Here is a 19553-nt window from a genome sequence, read left to right as displayed (position 1 = left end):
CGCGCGAGGAGGCCCCGCGCGCCCGGTTTCGCCTTAGTAGTCGGCGCCCATTTCGACCAGCTTGGCCTTGTAGGCTTCGAGGATCGCGTCGGCGTCATGGCCACGGTCGGCCACGGCGGCCTTCCACTCGTCGATGAGCGGCGCGGCGGCTTCACGCCATGCGGCGACCTCTTCCTCGGTCGGCGTGTTGAAGGTCTGGTTCTCGTCCGCCATCAGCTTTTCCTTGGCGGCCATGTCGTCGTCGTACCAGCCCTGCGCGACCTTGCCCGACCATTCCGGGGTGCAATGGTCGTCGATCACGGCCTTGTTCTCGTCCGACAGCGAATTGTAGCTGTCGAGGTTCATGATCAGAACCTGCGCCGACAGGTAGAACGGCATGTCGAGGTGCACGGGCACTTCTTCGGTCAGGTTGAAGTCGTACATCGACCCCCACGGGAAGGTCACGGCCTCGGCCGCACCTTTCGACAGGGCTTCACGCACTTCCGGGGCGGGCACCTGCACGGGGCCACCGCCAAGCAGCGACACGAAGCGCGCCATCGTGGCGTGGGCCGGGCGCACGTTCTTGCCCGAAACGCCGTCCGGGCTGGTCACGTCGACCTGCGTGTGGAGCGCGCCGGGGGCGTGCGGGTGAACGAAGCAGACTTTGACGTCGCCCATTTCCTGCTCGGCCCCGTTGGCGGCATACCATTCGTGGATCGCCATCGCGCCCTTGACGCTGTCGTCGGCCATGAAGGGCACTTCGGTCAGCGCGTAGATCGGGAAGCGGCCAGCGGTGTAGCCGGGGTTGACGTAAGACAGATCGACGATGCCGTCCTTGGCCATGTCATAGTGATCGGGGGCGCGGCCAAGCTGCTGGGCCGGGTAGATGTCGATCTGGATGCGACCGTCCGAGGCCTCCATCACGGATTCGGCCCAGGGATTGATCCCCTTGGTCGCCGGCGAGATGGTGGGCGGCACCCAGTGCGACAGGCGGAGCGTAACCTCCTGCGCGGTCAGGGTGGCCGGGGCCATAACGGTCAGGATCGCGCAAAGCGCGACGTAAGTCTTTTTCATGATATCCTCCCTACGAGTCCGGATTCTCGGATCTCAAGAATGATGGATATCAAACAAACTCCAAAAATCAACAGGAATTGCGCGGGCTACCCGTCGAGGCGTGTTCAGAAATGCGCCTTGGGTTCGTCCGGTTTTCCGGCGGCGAGGGCGAGCAGCCCGCCCACCAGCGCAAAGCCGATCGGGAACATGGTGAAGACGCCGAAGCCGAAGGCGTAATACATCAGCCCGCCCGCGACAATCAGCAGGATGCCGCCCCACAGCGCGCGCACCTTGGCCATCGCACCGCCCGCGATGGCAAGCAGCGGGGCCACGAAGCTGGACATACGCAGAAATTCCTCGTTCTGAACGAAACCGAAGGCCTCGCCGATCTCGACATTGGCGCGAACGACCTCGGTGTAGCCGTAGTTGAAAAACCCCACCACCATGGCGATCAAACCGCCGATAATCCCCAGCATCAGGGCTGCGTTGCGCATCGTGCCTGCCTCTTTCGTTCTGTTCGATGGGCTATGAGATAGGGATTGCCTGCGGGCGGTATCAAGGTTTGGCGGGCGAGGTCACCCGGCGGCCAGCGGGTCGGCGCGGCTGTCCTTGACGGTCAGCGCCCGCGTCCCTGCCGTGCCCGCCCGCCGCTTCCAGTCGGCGGCCCAGGCGAGAACGACCAGCGCCACGGTGCCCGCTGGGATGTAGAGCCACGGGATCAACACGTTCTCCGGCTGCCACGCGATCAGGGTCTGGCCGACGTAGGACAACAGCGCACCGGCGGAAAAGATCAGGAGGCCCTGACGGCCCATGACCCGTAGCGGTTCCCCCCAGCGTTGTGCGGTGAGGGTCGTGACCACGGGCAGGCAGGACACCACGTAGACCAGCGCAAGCGCATGGGTCATGCGCAGGAACGGCAGATATGTCTTGTCGTGGGACGTGATGTGGAACGGAAATCCCTGACCGGCGAGCCATGCCATCCCACGGTTCATCGCAGGCCCGAACTCCGGCACGTAGCGCCAGGCGAGCACAAGGGCGAGCCAGCCCGCCGCGATCCAGAACAGCGCGCGATTCACCGGCACGAAGCGTTCGCCCCGGCGGAACGCGATGCCGGTCAGCAACCCGACGACGAAGATGAGCTGCCACGCGAAAGGGTTGAAGAACCAGCCGCCCGCGTTCGGATAGGCCGGAAGGTTCCAGCGCCACAGCCCCGTGGCGAACCACAGAAGAACCGAGCCGATCAAAAGCAGGCGCGGCGCACGCTGGCCGATGAGGATCGCGAAGGGCGCCGCCACCAGAAGCACCGAATAGGCCGGCAGAATGTTCATATATCCGATCTGATGCCCGAGCGTGACGATTCCGATGATCGCCTGAGCCGTGTTCTGGAACACCTGCTTGAGGTTGTTCTTGGTCAGAAGCTCGACCAGCCCCAGCGCCTCGGCCCCCAACGCGAAGATCGCGATTCCGGCCACGGTGAGGAAGATATGCGACAAGTAGAGCACCCACGACCGCTTCCACATCGGCGCGATCGCGGGCCACAGCCCGGTGTCGCGCCATGTGGCGAAGCGACCCGAATAGGCGATCCCGGCGGCGATGCCGGAGATGATGAAAAAGCTTTCGGCGGCGTCCGAGAACCCCCAGTTGCGGATCGTCGCCCAATGCTCATAGGGATTTCCGGGCACGTGATCGACGAAGATCATCCACAGCAGAAGGCCACGGAAGAAGTCGATCCGGCTGTCGCGCGGGCGGCGCATCTGGGTCTCAGGCCGGGACATGCCGCCCCTCCGGTTCTGCCTGTGTCACCGGGGCTTTCCGATCCTCGATGCCAGCCCGCCAGCGCGCGTGGATGGCGCGGTAGTCGGCAACGACACGCGGCACCTTCCGTTCTTCCGGCACGCCGAAATGCAGACCGCCCACGGGTTGCGACGACCATGAGATCAGGACCGGGGCCGCGATCATCGGCAGCGTGACGGGGAGGAGCCAGAGCATGAGCGTCGGCGCGAAGGATGCCGTGGCGAGAAGGGCGGCAAGCCCCGTGACCTCGATCCAAGCGGACGACCGCAGCGCCTGTCCGAGTGTCAGGGCGCCCTCGCCGCGCGCGTGCGATGGCCAGCCGCCATCCTGCCCGGTCACGACCTGAAGCACCGCGCGGGTCTGGAACATGAGCATGATCGGGGCGAGGAGGGAAGTCAGAAGGATCTCGAACAGAACCGACCCCGTCGCCCGCGCCGCACCGCCGAACCCGCGTGCGCGGCCCGTCGCGATGGATTTCACAAGGATCGCCACCTTCGGCATGATGAGCAGCCCGACGATGCCAAGCACCAGCGCGGTGATCTCGCGCGTGCGGTCGGACGGGAACACCGGGAACAGCTGATAGGCGTCTGGGAAATAGTCCGGCTCGGGCGCGAACACGGTTCCCGCGACTGTCGAGATCAGGAACAGCGCCCAGAGCACCGAGACGAGATAGGCGAAGATGCCTTGCAGGAACACGTAGCGGCTCCACCCCGCCAGACCGGGGGCGGCGAGCAGACGGATGTGTTGCAGGTTGCCCTGACACCAGCGCCGGTCGCGCTTGGCATAGGCCAGCACGTTCTCCGGGCCTTCCTCGTATGACCCTTCGATCCGGCTGTCGGCCTTCACCTTCCATCCGCCACGGGCGAGCAGCGCGGCCTCGACGTAATCATGCGACAGGATGTGACCGCCGAAGGGGGGCTTCCCCGTCAGTTCGGGCAGACCGCAGGAGGCCGCGAAGGCCGAGACGCGGACAATCGCGTTATGGCCCCAGTACGGCCCGGTCGCGCCCTGCATCCGTTCAAGCCCGCGCGTGAAGACCGGGCCGTGAAAGGCGGACGCGAATTGCATGGCGCGGCCGAAGAAGCTTTGCGCGCCCACGATGCGGGGCAGGGTCTGGAGCAGGCCAAGACCCGGGTCCGCTTCCATCCGCGCGATCATCTCGCGCAGCGCCGCGCCCGACATCAGGCTATCGGCATCCAGCGTCACGGCATAGTCATAGGCCCCGCCGGAACGCCGGATGAAATCCTCGACATTGCCCGCCTTGCGGCCCCGGTTGTCGCTTCGGTTACGGTAGAAGATGCGGCCCGCGCCCTGCGTTTCCGCGATCAACATGCGAAACGCCGCCTGCTCGGCGGCTTGTCCGTCCTGCGAGCGGGTATCGGACAGGATCACGATATCCAGATCGAGCGCCGCATCGCGGATCGACCCGTCCATGGCGGCGATCCGTGCGAAGGTGGAGACCGGGTCTTCGTTGCAGATCGGGACGAGCACGGCGGTGCGCGGCGTCGTGGTGAGCGCGGGCGCCGCCTGCGCCTTGCGCGGCCACAGGCCCATCAGCGCCAGCGCCGCACCCCATGCCAGCCATCCGGTCGTGACGAGGATCAAACCGCTGCGGATCGCGTCCCAGATCTGGAACCCGTCCTGCAACGCCGCATCCGTCACCAGCACCGTCGCGGATACGGCCGCCAGCACCGTGAAGCCAAGGGCCACGGCGCGCAGCCGGACCGTTGTCGGGTCCGGCGGGAGATGGGTTCGGGGTGTCATGGGAAAACGTCGTTCAGATGCGCTGGCGCGGAAGGATCATCCTGAAGATCTGACCCAGATCCAGTCGCACCGCGGGGGTTTTAAGAATCTGCGGGGGCATGTCGAGCGGGGCTTCGGGCGGCGCCCAGCCCTCTGGCTCGTCCGAAATCATCGCCCGGACCGGCCCGTCGTTTTCCCACACGTCTTTCATTCGCTCACCCATTGGTACAGCCATGTCTCGCTCAGGATCCGCCCGTAGCCCGTGAGGACCGCCTGCAACTCCATCGAGCCGTCGCCCGGCACCGCCTCGATCACCAGTCGCCACAGGTCGGTGCCCTCGACCGGAGACAGGGTCGCCTGCGAAAGCTCGCCGCGCAGAACCGTCACTTTCGGCTCAATGTCCGCATCGCGGGGAAGTTCCGCCAAAAGCCCGCCGTCGAAGTCGATGACGAACTTTTTGCGGTCCGTGGTGCCCTTGACGCCCGCGACGCCGCCTTTTCCGACACGGGTGCGCAAAACGCGGGCACGCTCGGAAGCGCGGTCGCCTTGGGGCGTCAGACCCCAGTGCAGGCGATAGCTGAACTCGAACGCGTCGCCCTGACGTGCCGGACCATCCGGCACCCAATAAGCGACGATGTTGTCGTTCCCTTCGAGATCCGAGGGAATCTCCAGCAGCCGGACGGACCCGCGGCCCCAGTCGCCGAGCGGCTCGACGATCAGCGATGGGCGGCGCTCGTAATGCGCCTGTGCGTCCAGATATTGATCGAAATCCCGTTCGCGCTGGATCAGTCCGAACGAAGCCGGGTCTTGTGCGGCCAGATAGGAGTTGCCGAGACGCGACGGGTTCACCAGCGGGCGCAGGTAAGTGTCGCCCGCGCGGGTGTTCAGGATCAGGTGGTCACTGTCGTGAACGGCGGCCCGGAAATCGTCGAAGGCACCGGGATCGGCCCCGCCGAACAGGAACATCGAGGTCAGCGGCGCGACGCCAAGTTGTTGCACGTTCTCACGCATGAACAGGCGCGCGGTCACGTCCACCGTCGTCGTCTCGCCCGGAGTCAGGACGAAGCGATAGGCCCCCGTGACGGATTTCGACCGAAGCGCCGCATAGAGCGTGACCGACGCGTCACCTTCTGCGGCTTTTTCCAGCCAGAACTCGGTGAAACGCGGAAATTCCTCGCCGTCCGGCATGCCGGTGTTCACGGCCAGACCACGCGCGGACAGGCCATAGACGTTGCCCCGCCCCAGCGCGCGGAAATAGCTCGCGCCCAGAAAGGCCGCGAGTTCGTCATAGTGATCGGCGCGGTTGAGCGGCGTCATCAGCCGGAACCCCGCGACGCCCGCCATCTCGAAATTGTCGGGGATCTCGGTCTTTACGTCCGAATAGTCGAAATCGGCGGTCGTGAAGCGCATCGGCACGGCCTGACCGTCCGTGACCTCGTACAGATGGACGGGTTCGTTGAAGAGCCAGCCGAGATGGAAAGCGTTCAGGTGGAAGGGCGCGTTCTCAGTCTCAGTCCACCGCGTCCGGTCACGCCTGAAGCGCACCCGCTGGTAGTCGTCGTAGTCGAACTCGGTCAGGAACCCGGTGATCTGTTCCGGGGCCTGCGGCGCGCCGGTCGCCGCCGTCTGCATCCGTTCCGACAGCCAGTCGAAGCTGAAGGGCGTGGTGGGTGAGGCCTCTGGCGCCGCTTCGGCAGCATCCTGAGCAAGGCTCCGCAAGGGCCATGCCATCGGTGCGAGGGCGGCGGTCGACAGCAGTCCGGTCAAGACCTGGCGGCGTGTGCTGCGGGCGCGAAGGCCGCGAATCGCCTGGGTCAATTCTCACTCCACAACTTCCTGAGTTAGCGTAGGAAATTCTAATGCCGCAGTGCGGAACGCAAGGGGCATTTTGTGGAGGGTGGCGAGAGTTGGCGAGTTTTTGATCGCAATTCGGCGGAGGTCTGCCTGTTTGCTGGGCAAAGGCTGCGGCGCGTGACAGCAAGGGCCCGCGCCGCCACCGTGGTCAGTTGAGCCTGTGGCCGGTTTCCGGTTCGAAATACGACACTTTGGCGAGGTCGAAGGCGAAGGTGTGGACGTTGCCCGCCGCCGCCTCGGTCTCGGAATGCATCCGCGCCGTGACGGGTTTACCGCCCAGATGCGTCATCACATAGGTGTCGGCCCCGGCAGGTTCGACGATATCGACGCGGCAGTCGGCCTGTTGCACCGTCTCGCCATGGCGGAACCCCGGCTCGGCGATGTCCTCGGGCCTCAGCCCCACGATCACATCCGCAGGCAGGTCCTTGGCACGCGGGTCGTTCAGCACGATCGGCTCGCCTTCGCGCCGCGCGATCTCGATGGTCGTGCCGCCCCCGTTGGTGCGCGCCTTGGCCGGGATCAGGTTCATGGCGGGCGAACCCATGAAATCCGCGACGAAGAGGTTCGCGGGCCGGTTGTAGATCTCGGACGGCGAGCCGATCTGCTGGATCACCCCGGCTTTCATCACGACGATCTTGGTGGCGAGCGTCATGGCCTCGATCTGGTCGTGGGTCACATAGACCATCGACGCGCCGAGGTTCTGGTGAAGCGATTTGATCTCGGTCCGCATCTCGACCCGCAGCTTGGCGTCGAGGTTCGACAGCGGCTCGTCGAAAAGGAACAGCTTCGGATCGCGCACCAGCGCACGGCCCATGGCGACGCGCTGACGCTGCCCGCCCGACAACTGGCCGGGGCGGCGGTTCAGAAGCGGTTCGATCTGCAACTGACGCGCCACATCGGCGAGCTTGCGGTCCTGCGTCGCCTGATCCACGCCGCGCACCTTCATCCCGAAGGTGATGTTCTTGGCGACGCTCATCGTCGGGTAGAGCGCGTAGGACTGGAACACCATCGCGATGTCGCGGTCCTTGGGGCTGACATTGGTCATGTCGTCCCCGCCGATGGCGATGGACCCGCCGGAAATCGGCTCCAGCCCCGCGATGCAGTTCAGAAGCGTGGACTTGCCGCAGCCGGAGGGGCCGACGAGAACAAGGAAATCGCCCGGCTCGATCGCCACGTTGATGTCCTTGAGAATCTCTACCGAGCCGTAGTTCTTGTAGAGATTGCGGATGTCGAGAATGGGTGCCATTGGGTCAGCCTTTCACGGAACCGGCGGTCAGACCGCGGATGAAGTATTTGCCTGCGACGACATAGACGAGAAGGGTGGGGAGCGCGGCGATGATCGCGGCGGCCATGTCCACGTTGTATTCCTTCACGCCCGTCGTCGAATTGACGATGTTGTTGAGCGCCACGGTCACGGGTTGCGTGCCCGCCTGACTGAACGAGACACCGAAGAGGAAGTCGTTCCAGATCTGGGTGAACTGCCAGATGATGCTGACCACGATGATGGGCAGGCTGAGAGGCAGGAAGATCGACCAGAAGATGCGCAGGAACGTGGCCCCGTCCACTTTGGCGGCTTTCACCAGCTCCTGCGGGATCGTGACGTAGTAGTTGCGGAAAAACAGCGTCGTGAAGCCGATGCCATAGATCACGTGGACGAAGATCAGCCCGGGGATCGTCCCGGCGATGCCCATCATGCCGAGCAGGCGCGCCATGGGCAGCAGAACCACCTGGAACGGGATGAAGCAGCCGAACAGCATCAGCGCGAAGATGATGTTGGCCCCCTTGAACCGCCATTGCGCGATGACATAGCCGTTCACGGCCCCGAGCAGGGTCGAGATGACGACACCGGGCACCGCGATCAGCACCGAGTTCCAGAAGTAGGGGCGCACGCCCTCGCACTGGATGCCGGTGCAGGCCTCGGACCAGGCCGTGCGCCACGCGTCGAAGGTGATTTCGCGGGGCAGGGCGACGAGGTCGCCGGTGCGGATCTCTTCGAGGCTCTTCAAGGAGGTGGTGACCATCACGAAGAGCGGCAGCAGGTAGTAGACCGCGAACAGCGCGAGGATGATGTAGAGCCCCCAGCGCAGGGCGGTCTTGCCAAGCGCGCTTTGCCTGCGGGCGGGAGAGAAAGTCGCATCAGTCATGCTTCGTCACCCTCAGTTCCGAGTAGAGGTAGGGCACGATGATCGCGAAGACGACGAGCATCATGATCATGGCCGAGCTTGCCGCCTGACCGATGTCGCCGCGCGAGAACGCCATGGCATACATATATGTCGCGGGCAGATCGGTGGCATAACCCGGTCCGCCGCCCGTAAGCGCGATGACGAGGTCGAAGCTCTTGATCGCCAAGTGGGCGAGCACGATGAAGGCCGACAGGAAGATCGGGGCCATCGAGGGAATGATGATCGCCGTATAGACGCGCCATGTCGGAATGCCGTCGACCTGCGCGGCCCGGATGATCTCGGTATCGACCGATCTGAGACCGGCGAGGAACAGCGCCATGACGAAGCCGGAGGATTGCCATATGGCCGCGAGTATGATCGCGTAGATCGCCCTGTCCGGGTTCACCAGCCAGTCGAAGGTGAAATTCTCGAACCCCCAGCCCTGCACCATGTTCTGCACGCCCAGACCGGGGTTCAGGATCCATTTCCACGCGGTCCCGGTCACGATCATCGAAAGCGCCATCGGGTAGAGATAGATCGTGCGGATCGCGCCTTCGGTGCGGATGTTCTGGTCCAGCAGGATCGCGAGGATCAGGCCCAGAACCATCGAGATGCCGATGTAGAGGCCCCCGAAGATGTAAAGATTGGTGATCGCCGTGTCCCAGCGCGGCGAGTCGAACAGGCGCTCATACTGGATGAAGCCTTCGATCTCGTATTTCGGCAGGAGACGCGAGCGGGTGAGCGACACCCAGGCGGTCCAGCCGATGAAGCCATAGACGAAGATCAGGACGGCGATGAAACTGGGCGCCAGCACGATCTTGGGCAAATGGGATTCGAACCACTTGGCCATGTATTCCTCCCCCTGAATGAACCCGCCCCCGAAGGGGACGGGTCCGGTGTTCGGGTGATGTCAGATCACATCGAGTTCGCGACGGCGTCGGCGAGCATCTGCACCGCTTCATCCGACGACATGTCGGAGTTGAAGTGGGCCGTCACCACGTCGGTGATCGCACCGGCCTGAGCGCCGCGCAGTGCCATGCCATGGGCATAGCTGGGCAGGAGCGAACCGCTTTCGGACGAGGCCGCCATATCCTCGGACGAGGTCACTGCGCAGCTGTCGAACTCGTCCAGCGACACGTCGGTGCGGGCCGGGATCGAACCTTTGTTGAGGTTGAACACCTTCTGGAAGTTCTGACCGACGATCAGCTCGGCCAGAAGCTCCTGACCCGCGCGCTTGTCGTCGCCGTCCACTTCGAACATCGCGAAGCTGTCGACGTTATAGAGGAAACCGTCACCGGGGGTGGAGGCGCAGAGGAAGTCTTCGCCCGGCACTTTACCGGCGGCGAGGAATTCGCCCTTGGCCCAGTCACCCATGATCTGGAACGCGGCTTCGCCGTTCATGACCATCGCCGTGGCGAGGTTCCAGTCGCGGCCCGAGAAGTTGTCGTCGACATAGCCGCGCAGGGTGCGCATCTGGTCGAAGACCGCTTTCATCGTGTCCGAGGTCAGCGCCTCGGTGTCGAGGTCGACCAGCGCGGACTGGAAGAACTCGGGCCCGCCAAGGCCGAGCACGACGGTTTCGAACACGGTCGCGTCCTGCCACGCCTGGCCGCCATGGGCGAGCGGGGTGATGCCGGCGGCCTGAAGCGTCTCGGCGGCGGCGTTGAATTCTTCCCAGGTCGTAGGCATTTCGATGCCGTTGGCTTCGAGCACTTCGGCATTGGCCCAGATCCAGTCCACGCGGTGAACGTTCACGGGGGCCGCGCACCAAGTGCCTTCGCATTTCATGTGGTTGGCGATCGAGGCGGGCAGCACGTCGGCCCAACCCTGTGCCTCGGCGACGCTCGAAATATCGGCGAGCACGCCTTCTTCGTACCACTCCTGAATCGCCGGGCCCTTGAGCTGGACGGCGGTCGGCGCGTTGCCGGCGAGCACGCGGGCGCGCAAAGCGGTCATGGCGGCGTCGCCACCGCCGCCCGCGACGGGCATGTCGGTCCACGTCCCGCCGTTTTCGGCGAATTCTTCCTGAAGAACGGCGACCGATTTGGCCTCGCCGCCCGAGGTCCACCAATGCAGGACTTCGGCCTGCGGTTCGGCTTGGGCCATGCCCGCAACGGACAGGGCGACGGCAGAGACGGCCGCGAATGCGGTGTATTTCATCTTGAGTTCCTCCCAGATATCGCTGCCCTCCATGACAGCGCTATCATGTATCCTGCGCTTGGCGCCGTGCCCCGATCAAGGGGCCGTTCCGACACCCGATGTTGATTTCGGCGCGGTTTGTTACAGGCTGTTACGCGGGCGTTGCATTTGGTGCAGGCTGGCCGGAAAGATCGCCGGGGAGGAGGACGCACGGTGACGATACCCAGACTTCTCGTCGTGGACGACGACGCCGACATGCGCGGGATGATGACCGAGTTTCTGCACAAGCACGGCTTCATCGCGCACGGCGCGAATTCGCGCGAGGACATCAAGGCCGCGCTCGCGGCGGGGCGGGTCGACATGATCCTGCTCGACGTGATGCTGGGCGACGAGAACGGGGTCGAGATCTGCCGCGATCTCAGGCGGGACGAAGACGTGCCGATCATCCTCGTCTCGGCGCTCTCGGCGGACCATCAGCGCATGGCAGGGTATGAGGTCGGGGCCGACGACTATATCGCCAAACCCTTCAACCCGGATCTTCTGATCGCGCGGGTCAAGGCGGTGCTGGCCCGCACCCGTCGCGCGGCGTCGCTCTCGCATCGGCGGCGGACAAAGGTGTTTCGTTTCGCGGGCTGGACCTATGACGCCAAGCGCGACGAGGTCATCTCGCCCGATGGGTATCAGGTGTCGCTGTCGCGGCGCGAACATGCGCTGCTTCAGGCTCTGCTCGCCAATCCGTTCATCCCGCTGACCCGGGCCGAGATCGCGGCGACGCTGGACGTGACCGGCGAGGGCGGGCACGAGGACGAGGCATCGGGGCGGGCCATCGACATGCTCGTGGGTCGTCTCAGGTCCAAGATCGAGGATGATCCCAAGGCCCCCGTCATGCTGCGGACGGAACGGGGGGTGGGCTATGTGCTGGCCGTGGACGTGACGGCGGAAGACGCGTGAGCCTGATCCGGCCCAGCCTGCGAAACGGGGCGGTCGCGATGGTCTTTGCCGCCTTCGCGATCGGGCTGGTCGCCGCTTGGATGTGGTCGACGTCGAACCGGAACTGGACCGGATACCTCGACCGGGCGCGCGTGACCGGCGTGCTGCTTTACGACACGCTGACCGACGGGCTGCCGCCGCCGAACGGTTTGAGCCTCGAACGCCTCGCGCCGGACGATGCCGCCCGCGCCGACGCAGGTGACTTTTCCGCCCTCAGTTTCGCCCCCCGCCCGACACGGGTGTCGCTCGCCTCGATCCTGCCGGACACCACCGAGGACGCCGGACGGGCCGGTCTGAGCCTTGCGGTCCTGTCGCGCGACGTGCGCTATCAGGTCAGCGACATCACCAAGTCCGAGGGCCAGAGGTCCGCCGAAACACTGGGGCTGCTGGTCCGCCTTGTCGCACGCTATTGCAGTGACGCGGTGATCCTTGCGCGCGCCGGGGCCGGGCCCTGGGTCGCCGTGTCGGGCGACGGGCTTTGGACCTGCGACGCCGCCCCGACCGACCTGCGCCTTCCGGCCGTGTTTCTGTCGGTGGTGACGCTTGCGATCCTGTTCACGGTCTCGGTCAACACGGCGGGGCAGTTCACCGCCTTCGCGGACCTGCTGAAAGGACGGCGAAGGATCGGCGAGCGTGATCTTTACGAGATCGAGGGGCCACAGGAACTGCGCGAGATCGTGACCTCGGTGAACGCCTATCTCGACGCCGAGCGAAAGCAGTTGGAGAACCGGGCGGTTGTTCTGTCGGGCGTCAGCCATGACCTTGGCTCGCCCGCCACGCGCCTGAGACTGCGTGCGGCGCTGATCGAGGACGAGGCGTTGCGCGGAAAGTTCGAAACCGACATCGACCGCATGACCGGGATGATCGAAAGCGTGCTCACCTACACCCGCGCCGAGATGGACGCCGAGGATGCGCGCCAGTTGTCGCTTCTGTCGCTGGTCGAGGCGACCGTGGCGGATTTTCAGGATGTCGGCCATCCCGTGACCTTCGAGATGGAGGAGCCGACGGCCGCCGCGACCCGGTCCCTGTTCACGGGCAAGCAGGGGCGGGGGGCGCTGACCGAACGCCAGCGCGTTCTCGTCACGGGGCGCCCCATCGCGCTTGCCCGTGCGCTGTCCAACCTGATCGACAATGCTCTGAAATACGGGCGCCGGGCCCATGTCTCGCTCGCCGTCGCGTCGGATCGTGTCGTTCTGACGGTCGAGGACGAAGGCAGCGATATGTCGGTTCCGGATGTCGAGGCGGCCGTGGCCCCGTTCAAGCGCGGCACGAACACCGAGACGATTTCGGGCTTCGGCATGGGGCTGACCATCGTCGCGACCGTGGCGGAACAGCACGGCGGTCGGCTGTTCTTCGAGCGCGGAGACCGCGGTCTGCGCGCACGGCTCGAGATTCTGCGCGCTTAGGTGGTTTGGTCATACCGAACCAGTTCTTGCGAACGGGTGGGACCGTCCTGCCTTTAGCTTGAAATAATCGAACATTCGCGGCAACTGAGACGACCTCGCAGGCTGATCGCGAGACCTCCGTTCCACGCGACGGGTCTCGCCGCAAAAACCGCCGAAGCTGGGGATTCCACATCACGTTCTGCTGAATCCCGTTCGGCAGGCTTGGCGCATGGCGCAAGTCCCGTAAAATGGCTGCGATAACAACGATTCACCCAAAGAGGGGATCGGGGAGGTCGGAGCATGGGACAGTCGCATTCGATCTGCGCGCACAAGGGGTCGGCGCTTTCCTCGCATTTCCCGAAGAAGCAATTTTCGCGACCGCGATATGAATGGAGTTTTTATGTTTGACCAGATCACCCGGCGCGCATGTGGGGCTGCGGCGGGTTGCTTGATCGCTTTGGTGGCGCACGCTGCCGTCGCCGAAGGGATGACCGAAGCCGATGCCGCGACGCTTGCCGCCCAATGGGAGACCTACAATCAGGACTCGGTCGGGTCGGTCATCGAAATGGCACCGATGCGGACTGCACAGGAAACTGTCGCGGCGGATGGGACCACCTATCGCCTGACCTCGCTGCATCCGGGCGTGAACCGCTGGTATCTTCTGGAAATTCAGGCCGAAGGAGCGGGTGCGCAACGGTTTCATTTCGAGAACGCGGATGCGCAGACCTGGACCCTGACGCTGACCGACGGCGATCAGCCCGCACTCAGCATCGCGGGCCTTGGCAGTCAGGACAGTTGCACGCCGTGGACGGGCGAACCTTCGGCGCTCGCGACAGCGGCGGGGAGCGGGCTGCCCTATGCGCCGCTCTGCGGGCAGAAGATCTACCTGCGCAACAAGGTGTCGGGCAGCCGCACCAACCGCGAGGCCGTGTCGGATTTCCTGCGTGAAAACGTGGTTTTCGGCGACAAGCTGGTGAACCTCATCAAGGGCACCTTCTTCGAAGACGCGTTTCTCGAAAACGCCGAGACGGTCGAGGATGGCGATGCGGGCGATGCCGTCGCCGCGCTGGGCACGGCGGCGCTGGACCGTCAGCCGGTCATGCGCCCCAATATGTCGATCGAGGTCGAGGGTGCCGAGGGCGGAATGGAGGCCGGGGCATGGTACGCGGTCGAGGGCAACGAGGGCGTCTATTCCAGCGTGATGAAGCCCGCCTATATCGCCAACAGCATTCTGGCCGAACGCAATGGCGCCAACTGGCTCGACGGGGTCGAACAGAACGCCGACGTCTACCTCGTCGCCTTCGATCTTGCGAAATTCGAGGTCGGGTATGAATTGGGCACCGATCACCCGGGCCTTGGCTGGTCCTCCCGCCCGTCGCGGTCGGGCAACGACTGGCAACTGGCGGGCCCCGACGGCTTCAACCGCCCCGACCCGCTGGTGCGCAACGGGATGCTGTCGCCGTCGCTGACCAGCCGCGCGGTCGCGGCCTTCGCCGGGGGTTTCAAACGCGATCATGGCGCCTACCGCTTTTCCGACTACGCGACCTTCAACCGGGGGCACCATTACGGCTTTCTGTCGAACGGCGTGACCTTCAGCCGGCTGATCCCGAACCTCGCCACGCTCTATGTGACGCTCGACGGCGAAGTGGGCATGAAGACATGGACCGAGGCCGACAACGAAATGGTCCCGAACCTGATCTATGCCCGCCAGAACGGCGTGGCCGTCGTGGACCGCGACCCCGAAACGGGGCAGGCGGTGCCGGGCGATCGGGTGAGTTCCTGGGGCGGCGGCAATTGGTCCGGCTCGGCGGATGCGCAACTGCGCACGCTGCGGTCGGGCACCTGCCTCAAGACCGCAGGCGGGCGTCAGTTCCTGCTCTACGCCTATTTCTCGTCGGTGACGCCCTCGGCGATGGCGCGGGTGTTTCAAGCCTATGATTGCGACTATGCGATGCTACTCGACATGAACTCGCCGGAGCTCACCTACCTCGCGGTCTACAAGCAGAATGCCAATGGTGACGGGCTCGAACCGATGCACCTGAACCGGTACATGGCCGAAAGCGATCCCTGGGGCGACAACGGTCGCATCCCGCGGTTCGTCGGCTTCGCGGACAACCGGGATTTCTTCTACATACTGCGAAAGGAATAGGAAGATGCGGAAAGCGATTGCGGCGCTGGGACTGGCTCTGACGGTATTTGCGGGCGGTGCCGGGAGCGCCGCGACGTTGGCCGAGAACAACGAGGCGATGTATCGCCTCATGATGGAAAAGCGCGGTGTGACGGCCGCGCAGATCTCGCGCATCCGCCAGATTTTCAATTCCACGGGCCGGACCGGGCAGGGCAACCCGGCGGTCACGCGCCACCCGATGACGCCGCAACAGGCCGCCGCCAAGGTGCCGGGCGACCCGTATCAGTATTACCGCAACGCGCAGTTCGAACGGATCTGCGGACGCAAATACATGGCACCGCTTTACGATCCCGCCACGCAACGGCCCGAGGATGCGACGGTCTGCGTCGATATGTTCGAATACCCGAACGTCCCGATGGCCTACCCGGTGACATGGATTTCGGCCCGCAACGCCGCGCTGACCTGCGCTGCGGAGGGCAAACGCATGGGTGACGCCCATGAGTGGGAGGGGGCCGCGGCCGGTGCGCTTTTGGAGCCCGATTACCGCTTCGACCTTGGGTCACACGGTGCGATGCGGTCCTGGCACAACGCGAAATGGGGCCAGTCGAAGAACTGGACCTATGGGCCGCAGTGGCGGCGGGGGATCTGCGCGCAGGCCTCGTCCAAGACGCCCGGATGCAACGGGGGCAGCTGGTCGGGCTGCGGGTCGAACACCTATCCGGTGGGCAGCTTTCCGAACTGCAAGTCGGCGCTGGGTGTCTATGACCTTGAAGGAAACGCGGCCGAGCACATGAACCTGCCGCTCAACCCGAGCCAGATGGCGAGCCGGGGGTCGCAGACGCTGGGCGTGACCGAGATGAAGGGAAGCTGGTTCATTTGGGACAGCGTGCGCGCGCATGAGGAATGGGCGCGATGGCGCGCGCCGTTCTGGCACGGCACGCAGGTCATGTCGAACGGCAGCCACTCCAACTACCACCTCGGGTTCCGGTGCTTCCGCGATATTCGCTGATCGGGCGTTATCAAACGGAGCGAGCTTCGCTCGCGCATGGGGAGCCCGTCGCCTGCGGCGCCGGGCGATAGGGGGCGCTGCCCCCCGCCGCTGCGCGGCGTCCCCCGAGGTTTTTTGAAACAGAGAAGAGGGGCGGGGCTGGGGCTACGGAACGAAGAAGGCCGCGCTGGTGTGGCGCGGCCTTCGTACGTTCTGGTGTCTAGCGTCAGCGCGAGGCGACGCGGATCACCGGGCCCGGCATCGGGCCGTCGCTGTTCAGCAGGTAGGCATAGCGGCCCGAAGACAGCAGGTCCTCGAGGTCGACCGCGCGCCCGTTCAGATAGGCGGTGCGGCTGACCAGACGAATGCCGTGGCTATAGTCGGCATAGCTCGCCCCGTGGACCGTCGACACAGGCTGGATCGGGTTCCCGTTCGAGCGGTGCCAGCCGTAGATGGCGACGCGCCCCGGGTTCGAGGCCATGCGGTTCGCCATGACCACGTCTTTCTTGTGGCCCGAGATCAGGCCCATCCGGCCGCCACGCTGGGCTTCGATGGTCTGGTTGTGCTGCACGAAATAGGAGGTCGATGACATCTGCGGCCCGGCTTGCATCGGCTTGGGGCTGAGTTTGACCGACGCCTGTGCGTAGATCGCATCGACCATGCGCGAGGTGGGCAGCATCATGCCGAAGCGCCCGGCGATCGAAGCGGCCGCAGGCAGGCCAAGCGGCACGCGGACGAAATCGCGGTCGGAACCGAGCGCGAGGTAGTCGGGCGTCACGCAGACCACGATCTCGGTCGAGGCCCCGCGCGAGTCCTTCCCGCGGATGGCGACCGGACGCAGGTCTTGCAGGAAGCTCGGCATGTTGCCGCGCGCAAGCTCGTTGATGATGGCGTTGTCGCGGTTGCCGCCGCTGCCGTTGCCGACGGAAGCCATGAAGGCGCTTCCGGTCGGTGCGCCTGCACGGCGGTTCGGCATGTTGCGGGCATGGTTGCGGCCGCAGCCGTTGCCGGAGACGCGCGACGAGGCGACGAAGGACGGATCGGGTTCCGGCGTCGGTTCCTGCGCCTGCTGGCGGGTCGGCGCAAAGGCCGTGCGCAGCGCATCGGGCAGCGCGCGGGGGCGCGGCGACGACGGCACGGCGAGGACCGAGGTCGAGTTCATCGTGGAGGTGGTGAACCCGTCGAGGTCGTTGTCGGCACCGGCCACCTGAATGACCTCGGCCGCGGGCGCCTCCGGTGCCGCCAACGGCGAGAAGCCTTCGGGGCGCAGGCGCGGGCGGATCGAGGCGGTCACGGCAAGGTCGGACGGGTCGATCAGCATCGCGGCATCGGCAAGATCGGTCGCCGGCGCGGCCGGAACCGGATCGGGCACCTCGGCCGTGGCGACCATGCGGTCGGCCGGCACGGGCTGTTCGGTGGCGTCCTCGGTCATCGCGACTTCCCGCTCAGGCTGGACGAGCGACGACCCGGCGCGGGTGTCCGCATCGGTTTCGCTCAACCGGGCGAGGTCTTGCGGCGACGGCGCGGCGGCCTCGGCTTCCGGTGCAGGAAGTTTGGGCGCTTCGGTCGCTTCGGTAAAGCCCGCAAGTTCGACCTGCGGTTTTTCCGGTGCGGTCCCCTCGTCAAGGCGAAGCCCGCTCAGAACCCGCTGGGTCTGGGAGGCGAGGTCGCTGTCGGCGACCTGCGGCGCGGAGGCGGCCGGCTCGGTCACGACGAAGGCCGAGACATAGGACGGATAAAGGGTATGGACAGCGAACAGGCTGCCCCAGGCGGAGACGACCAGGCCAGCCAGAACCCCCACAGCGGCGAGCGCGTGGACGGGTTGAGGACGCATGCGTACAGGCGCGGTGTCTTTAACATCGTGTGTGTGTCGGATCATGGTCCGCGCTCGTACTGTCCCATCGTTAAGATGACAATAAAGCGGGTTCCGCCGATGTGGGAGATTTTTGCCGACTGGGCGGAATCTTGCCTCGATGAGTGGCTGATAAGCAAATCACCGCACCGAACTGCGACAGGCCGTCGCAGCTTGGGCCGCATTTCCGGTCGATCGCGCCTAGGCCAGCACGCCGACGGCGAACAGAACGGCGCAAATCGCCACGAGATAGCGACTCGCCCGGTCTGTCAGGGCGAACACCACGGGATCTTCATTCACGAGGCCCCGGTGGGCGAGAAGAACGATTCGGCTGATCCAGAACAGGAGCACCAGACCGACACCCCAGAGGGCCATCGGCTCGGCATACTGCGCGCGCACCTCGGCCGTGTCGAGATAGAGCGCCAGCACCAGCACGGCGATGAAGCCCGATGCGGTGGCGATCATCGCGATGATCGGGCGATCCTCGACCGTATAGGCGCGACCTGCGGCGGCCTTGGCGGCCCCGCGTGCGTCAAGCTCGACGAGTTCCGCCAGACGTTTCACGGCGGCGAGCGAGAGGAACAGGAAGATCGAAAAAGACAGAAGCCAGACCGAGGGATTGATGTCGGTCGCGGCGGCGCCCGCCACGATCCGCACCGTATAAAGCATCGCGAGCACGACGATATCGAGCGCGAGCATCCCCTTCAGTTTCATCGAATAGGCCGTGGTCAGCACGAAATAGCCCGCAAGAACGATGGTCAGCGCCGGGGTCACGAGAACCGCGATGCCGAAGCCCGTGACGAGAAGCGCGATCAGCATCGGCGCGCCGAACCGGACGGGAAGCCGCCCGGAGGCGAAAGGGCGATTGCACTTGGTCCGGTGCTTCCGGTCCGCCTCGAGGTCGGCAAGGTCGTTCAGCACATAGACCGCCGACGCGACGAAACCGAAGGCGAAGAAGGCGAGAAGCGCGCTCAGCAGCGTGTCCGGCGCAAAGGCATGGGCGGCCATGAGCGGCAGAAAAACGAGGATGTTTTTGACCCACTGATGCATCCGCATTTGGCGAAGGACTTCGCGCAGCAGCATGGTGGGGCGTTCACGGGGCACGTCGCTTGCGGGCGCGTGGCCGGTCTGGGTCCGGTCGAAGGCCTTCAGATGCGACGCAACGGGGCCGGCGAGTTCCGGCATCCCGGCGTCGGCCAGAACGACCTCGCGCCCCTCGGCGCGCGCGGCCTTGCAGCCCGCGATCACGTCGGGGTCGTAGGGCAGGCGCTTGGGGTTGGGGTAACGGCGGTGCTTGCGCAGATGCAGGCTGCGAATGTCGCGCGAGACGTTCCACCAGAACACCTCGGCCCCCAGATTGCCCCGCAACAGGTCGCGGTCGAGGTCCACGATGAACGGTTCGGTCGACGGGCGGAGTTCTTTCTGCATGGTGCCGTGGCTTGTCTTGAATCGCTCATTCGACTGTGGCCAAGCCGTTTTGAGGTGA

At 65.2% G+C, this 19553-nt stretch carries 16 protein-coding genes; 4 read left to right on the top strand and 12 right to left on the bottom strand.

Annotated elements, in window-relative coordinates; genetic code table 11:
* Positions 1-33: 33 nt before the first annotated feature.
* The 10 genes from RB2654_RS07780 to RB2654_RS07740 form a co-directional block, all read right to left on the bottom strand.
* A complete protein-coding gene (locus RB2654_RS07780) occupies positions 34-1053 on the bottom strand; it encodes a TRAP transporter substrate-binding protein (protein ID WP_008330231.1) in 1020 nt (339 codons plus the stop codon).
* A gap of 104 nt (positions 1054-1157) precedes the next feature.
* Complete coding sequence (locus tag RB2654_RS07775; RefSeq protein ID WP_008330229.1) at positions 1158-1526, bottom strand: hypothetical protein; 369 nt, start codon at positions 1524-1526, stop codon at positions 1158-1160.
* 81 nt (positions 1527-1607) lie between these two features.
* Entirely contained in the window at positions 1608-2807 is a 1200-nt protein-coding gene (locus tag RB2654_RS07770) for an OpgC family protein (RefSeq protein WP_246146521.1), read from the bottom strand.
* On the bottom strand, positions 2794-4590 hold the full coding sequence (gene mdoH, locus RB2654_RS07765) for a glucans biosynthesis glucosyltransferase MdoH (protein WP_008330219.1): 1797 nt from the start codon (positions 4588-4590) through the stop codon (positions 2794-2796). Before mdoH ends, RB2654_RS07770 begins: the two co-directional genes overlap by 14 nt.
* 13 nt (positions 4591-4603) lie before the next feature.
* On the bottom strand, positions 4604-4780 hold the full coding sequence (locus RB2654_RS23360) for a hypothetical protein (RefSeq protein WP_008330218.1): 177 nt from the start codon (positions 4778-4780) through the stop codon (positions 4604-4606).
* Positions 4777-6300 (bottom strand): OpgD/OpgG family glucan biosynthesis protein, encoded by a 1524-nt coding sequence (locus RB2654_RS07760; protein ID WP_083783456.1) that lies wholly within the window; start codon positions 6298-6300, stop codon positions 4777-4779. The genes RB2654_RS23360 and RB2654_RS07760 overlap by 4 nt, the downstream gene beginning before the upstream one ends.
* 271 nt (positions 6301-6571) lie before the next feature.
* Positions 6572-7669: an ABC transporter ATP-binding protein gene (locus RB2654_RS07755; RefSeq protein WP_008330214.1), complete on the bottom strand. Its 1098-nt coding sequence runs from the start codon at positions 7667-7669 to the stop codon at positions 6572-6574.
* A gap of 4 nt (positions 7670-7673) precedes the next feature.
* Entirely contained in the window at positions 7674-8567 is an 894-nt protein-coding gene (locus RB2654_RS07750) for a carbohydrate ABC transporter permease (RefSeq protein WP_008330212.1), read from the bottom strand.
* Positions 8560-9435 carry a carbohydrate ABC transporter permease gene (locus RB2654_RS07745; protein WP_008330210.1) on the bottom strand — a complete coding sequence of 292 codons (876 nt, stop codon included), beginning with the start codon at positions 9433-9435 and terminating at the stop codon, positions 8560-8562. Before RB2654_RS07745 ends, RB2654_RS07750 begins: the two co-directional genes overlap by 8 nt.
* A 65-nt stretch (positions 9436-9500) precedes the next feature.
* Positions 9501-10745, bottom strand: coding sequence for an ABC transporter substrate-binding protein (locus RB2654_RS07740; RefSeq protein WP_040885543.1), 1245 nt, complete (start codon positions 10743-10745; stop codon positions 9501-9503).
* A 192-nt stretch (positions 10746-10937) separates the two neighbouring features.
* Between RB2654_RS07740 and RB2654_RS07735 the strand changes: the two genes are divergently transcribed.
* The 4 genes from RB2654_RS07735 (at position 10938) to RB2654_RS07720 (ending at position 16236) form a co-directional block, all read left to right on the top strand.
* Positions 10938-11675: a response regulator transcription factor gene (locus RB2654_RS07735; RefSeq protein ID WP_040884572.1), complete on the top strand. Its 738-nt coding sequence runs from the start codon at positions 10938-10940 to the stop codon at positions 11673-11675.
* Positions 11672-13120: a sensor histidine kinase gene (locus RB2654_RS07730; RefSeq protein ID WP_008330203.1), complete on the top strand. Its 1449-nt coding sequence runs from the start codon at positions 11672-11674 to the stop codon at positions 13118-13120. The genes RB2654_RS07735 and RB2654_RS07730 overlap by 4 nt, the downstream gene beginning before the upstream one ends.
* A gap of 439 nt (positions 13121-13559) precedes the next feature.
* Positions 13560-15248 (top strand): hypothetical protein, encoded by a 1689-nt coding sequence (locus tag RB2654_RS07725; RefSeq protein WP_148912475.1) that lies wholly within the window; start codon positions 13560-13562, stop codon positions 15246-15248.
* 4 nt (positions 15249-15252) lie between these two features.
* Positions 15253-16236 carry an SUMF1/EgtB/PvdO family nonheme iron enzyme gene (locus RB2654_RS07720; protein WP_008330199.1) on the top strand — a complete coding sequence of 328 codons (984 nt, stop codon included), beginning with the start codon at positions 15253-15255 and terminating at the stop codon, positions 16234-16236.
* A 205-nt stretch (positions 16237-16441) separates the two neighbouring features.
* On the opposite strand, the gene RB2654_RS22340 is transcribed toward RB2654_RS07720, so the two are convergent.
* On the bottom strand, positions 16442-18049 hold the full coding sequence (locus RB2654_RS22340; RefSeq protein WP_050771943.1) for a hypothetical protein: 1608 nt from the start codon (positions 18047-18049) through the stop codon (positions 16442-16444).
* A gap of 219 nt (positions 18050-18268) precedes the next feature.
* On the bottom strand, positions 18269-19495 hold the full coding sequence (locus RB2654_RS07710; RefSeq protein WP_008330190.1) for a UbiA family prenyltransferase: 1227 nt from the start codon (positions 19493-19495) through the stop codon (positions 18269-18271).
* Positions 19496-19553: the final 58 nt, after the last annotated feature.

It is taken from the genome of Maritimibacter alkaliphilus HTCC2654 (assembly GCF_000152805.1).
GTDB classification, from domain to species: domain Bacteria; phylum Pseudomonadota; class Alphaproteobacteria; order Rhodobacterales; family Rhodobacteraceae; genus Maritimibacter; species Maritimibacter alkaliphilus.
Note: the sequence above shows the minus strand (reverse complement) of the source record. Positions and strands in the feature narration are given on the sequence as shown.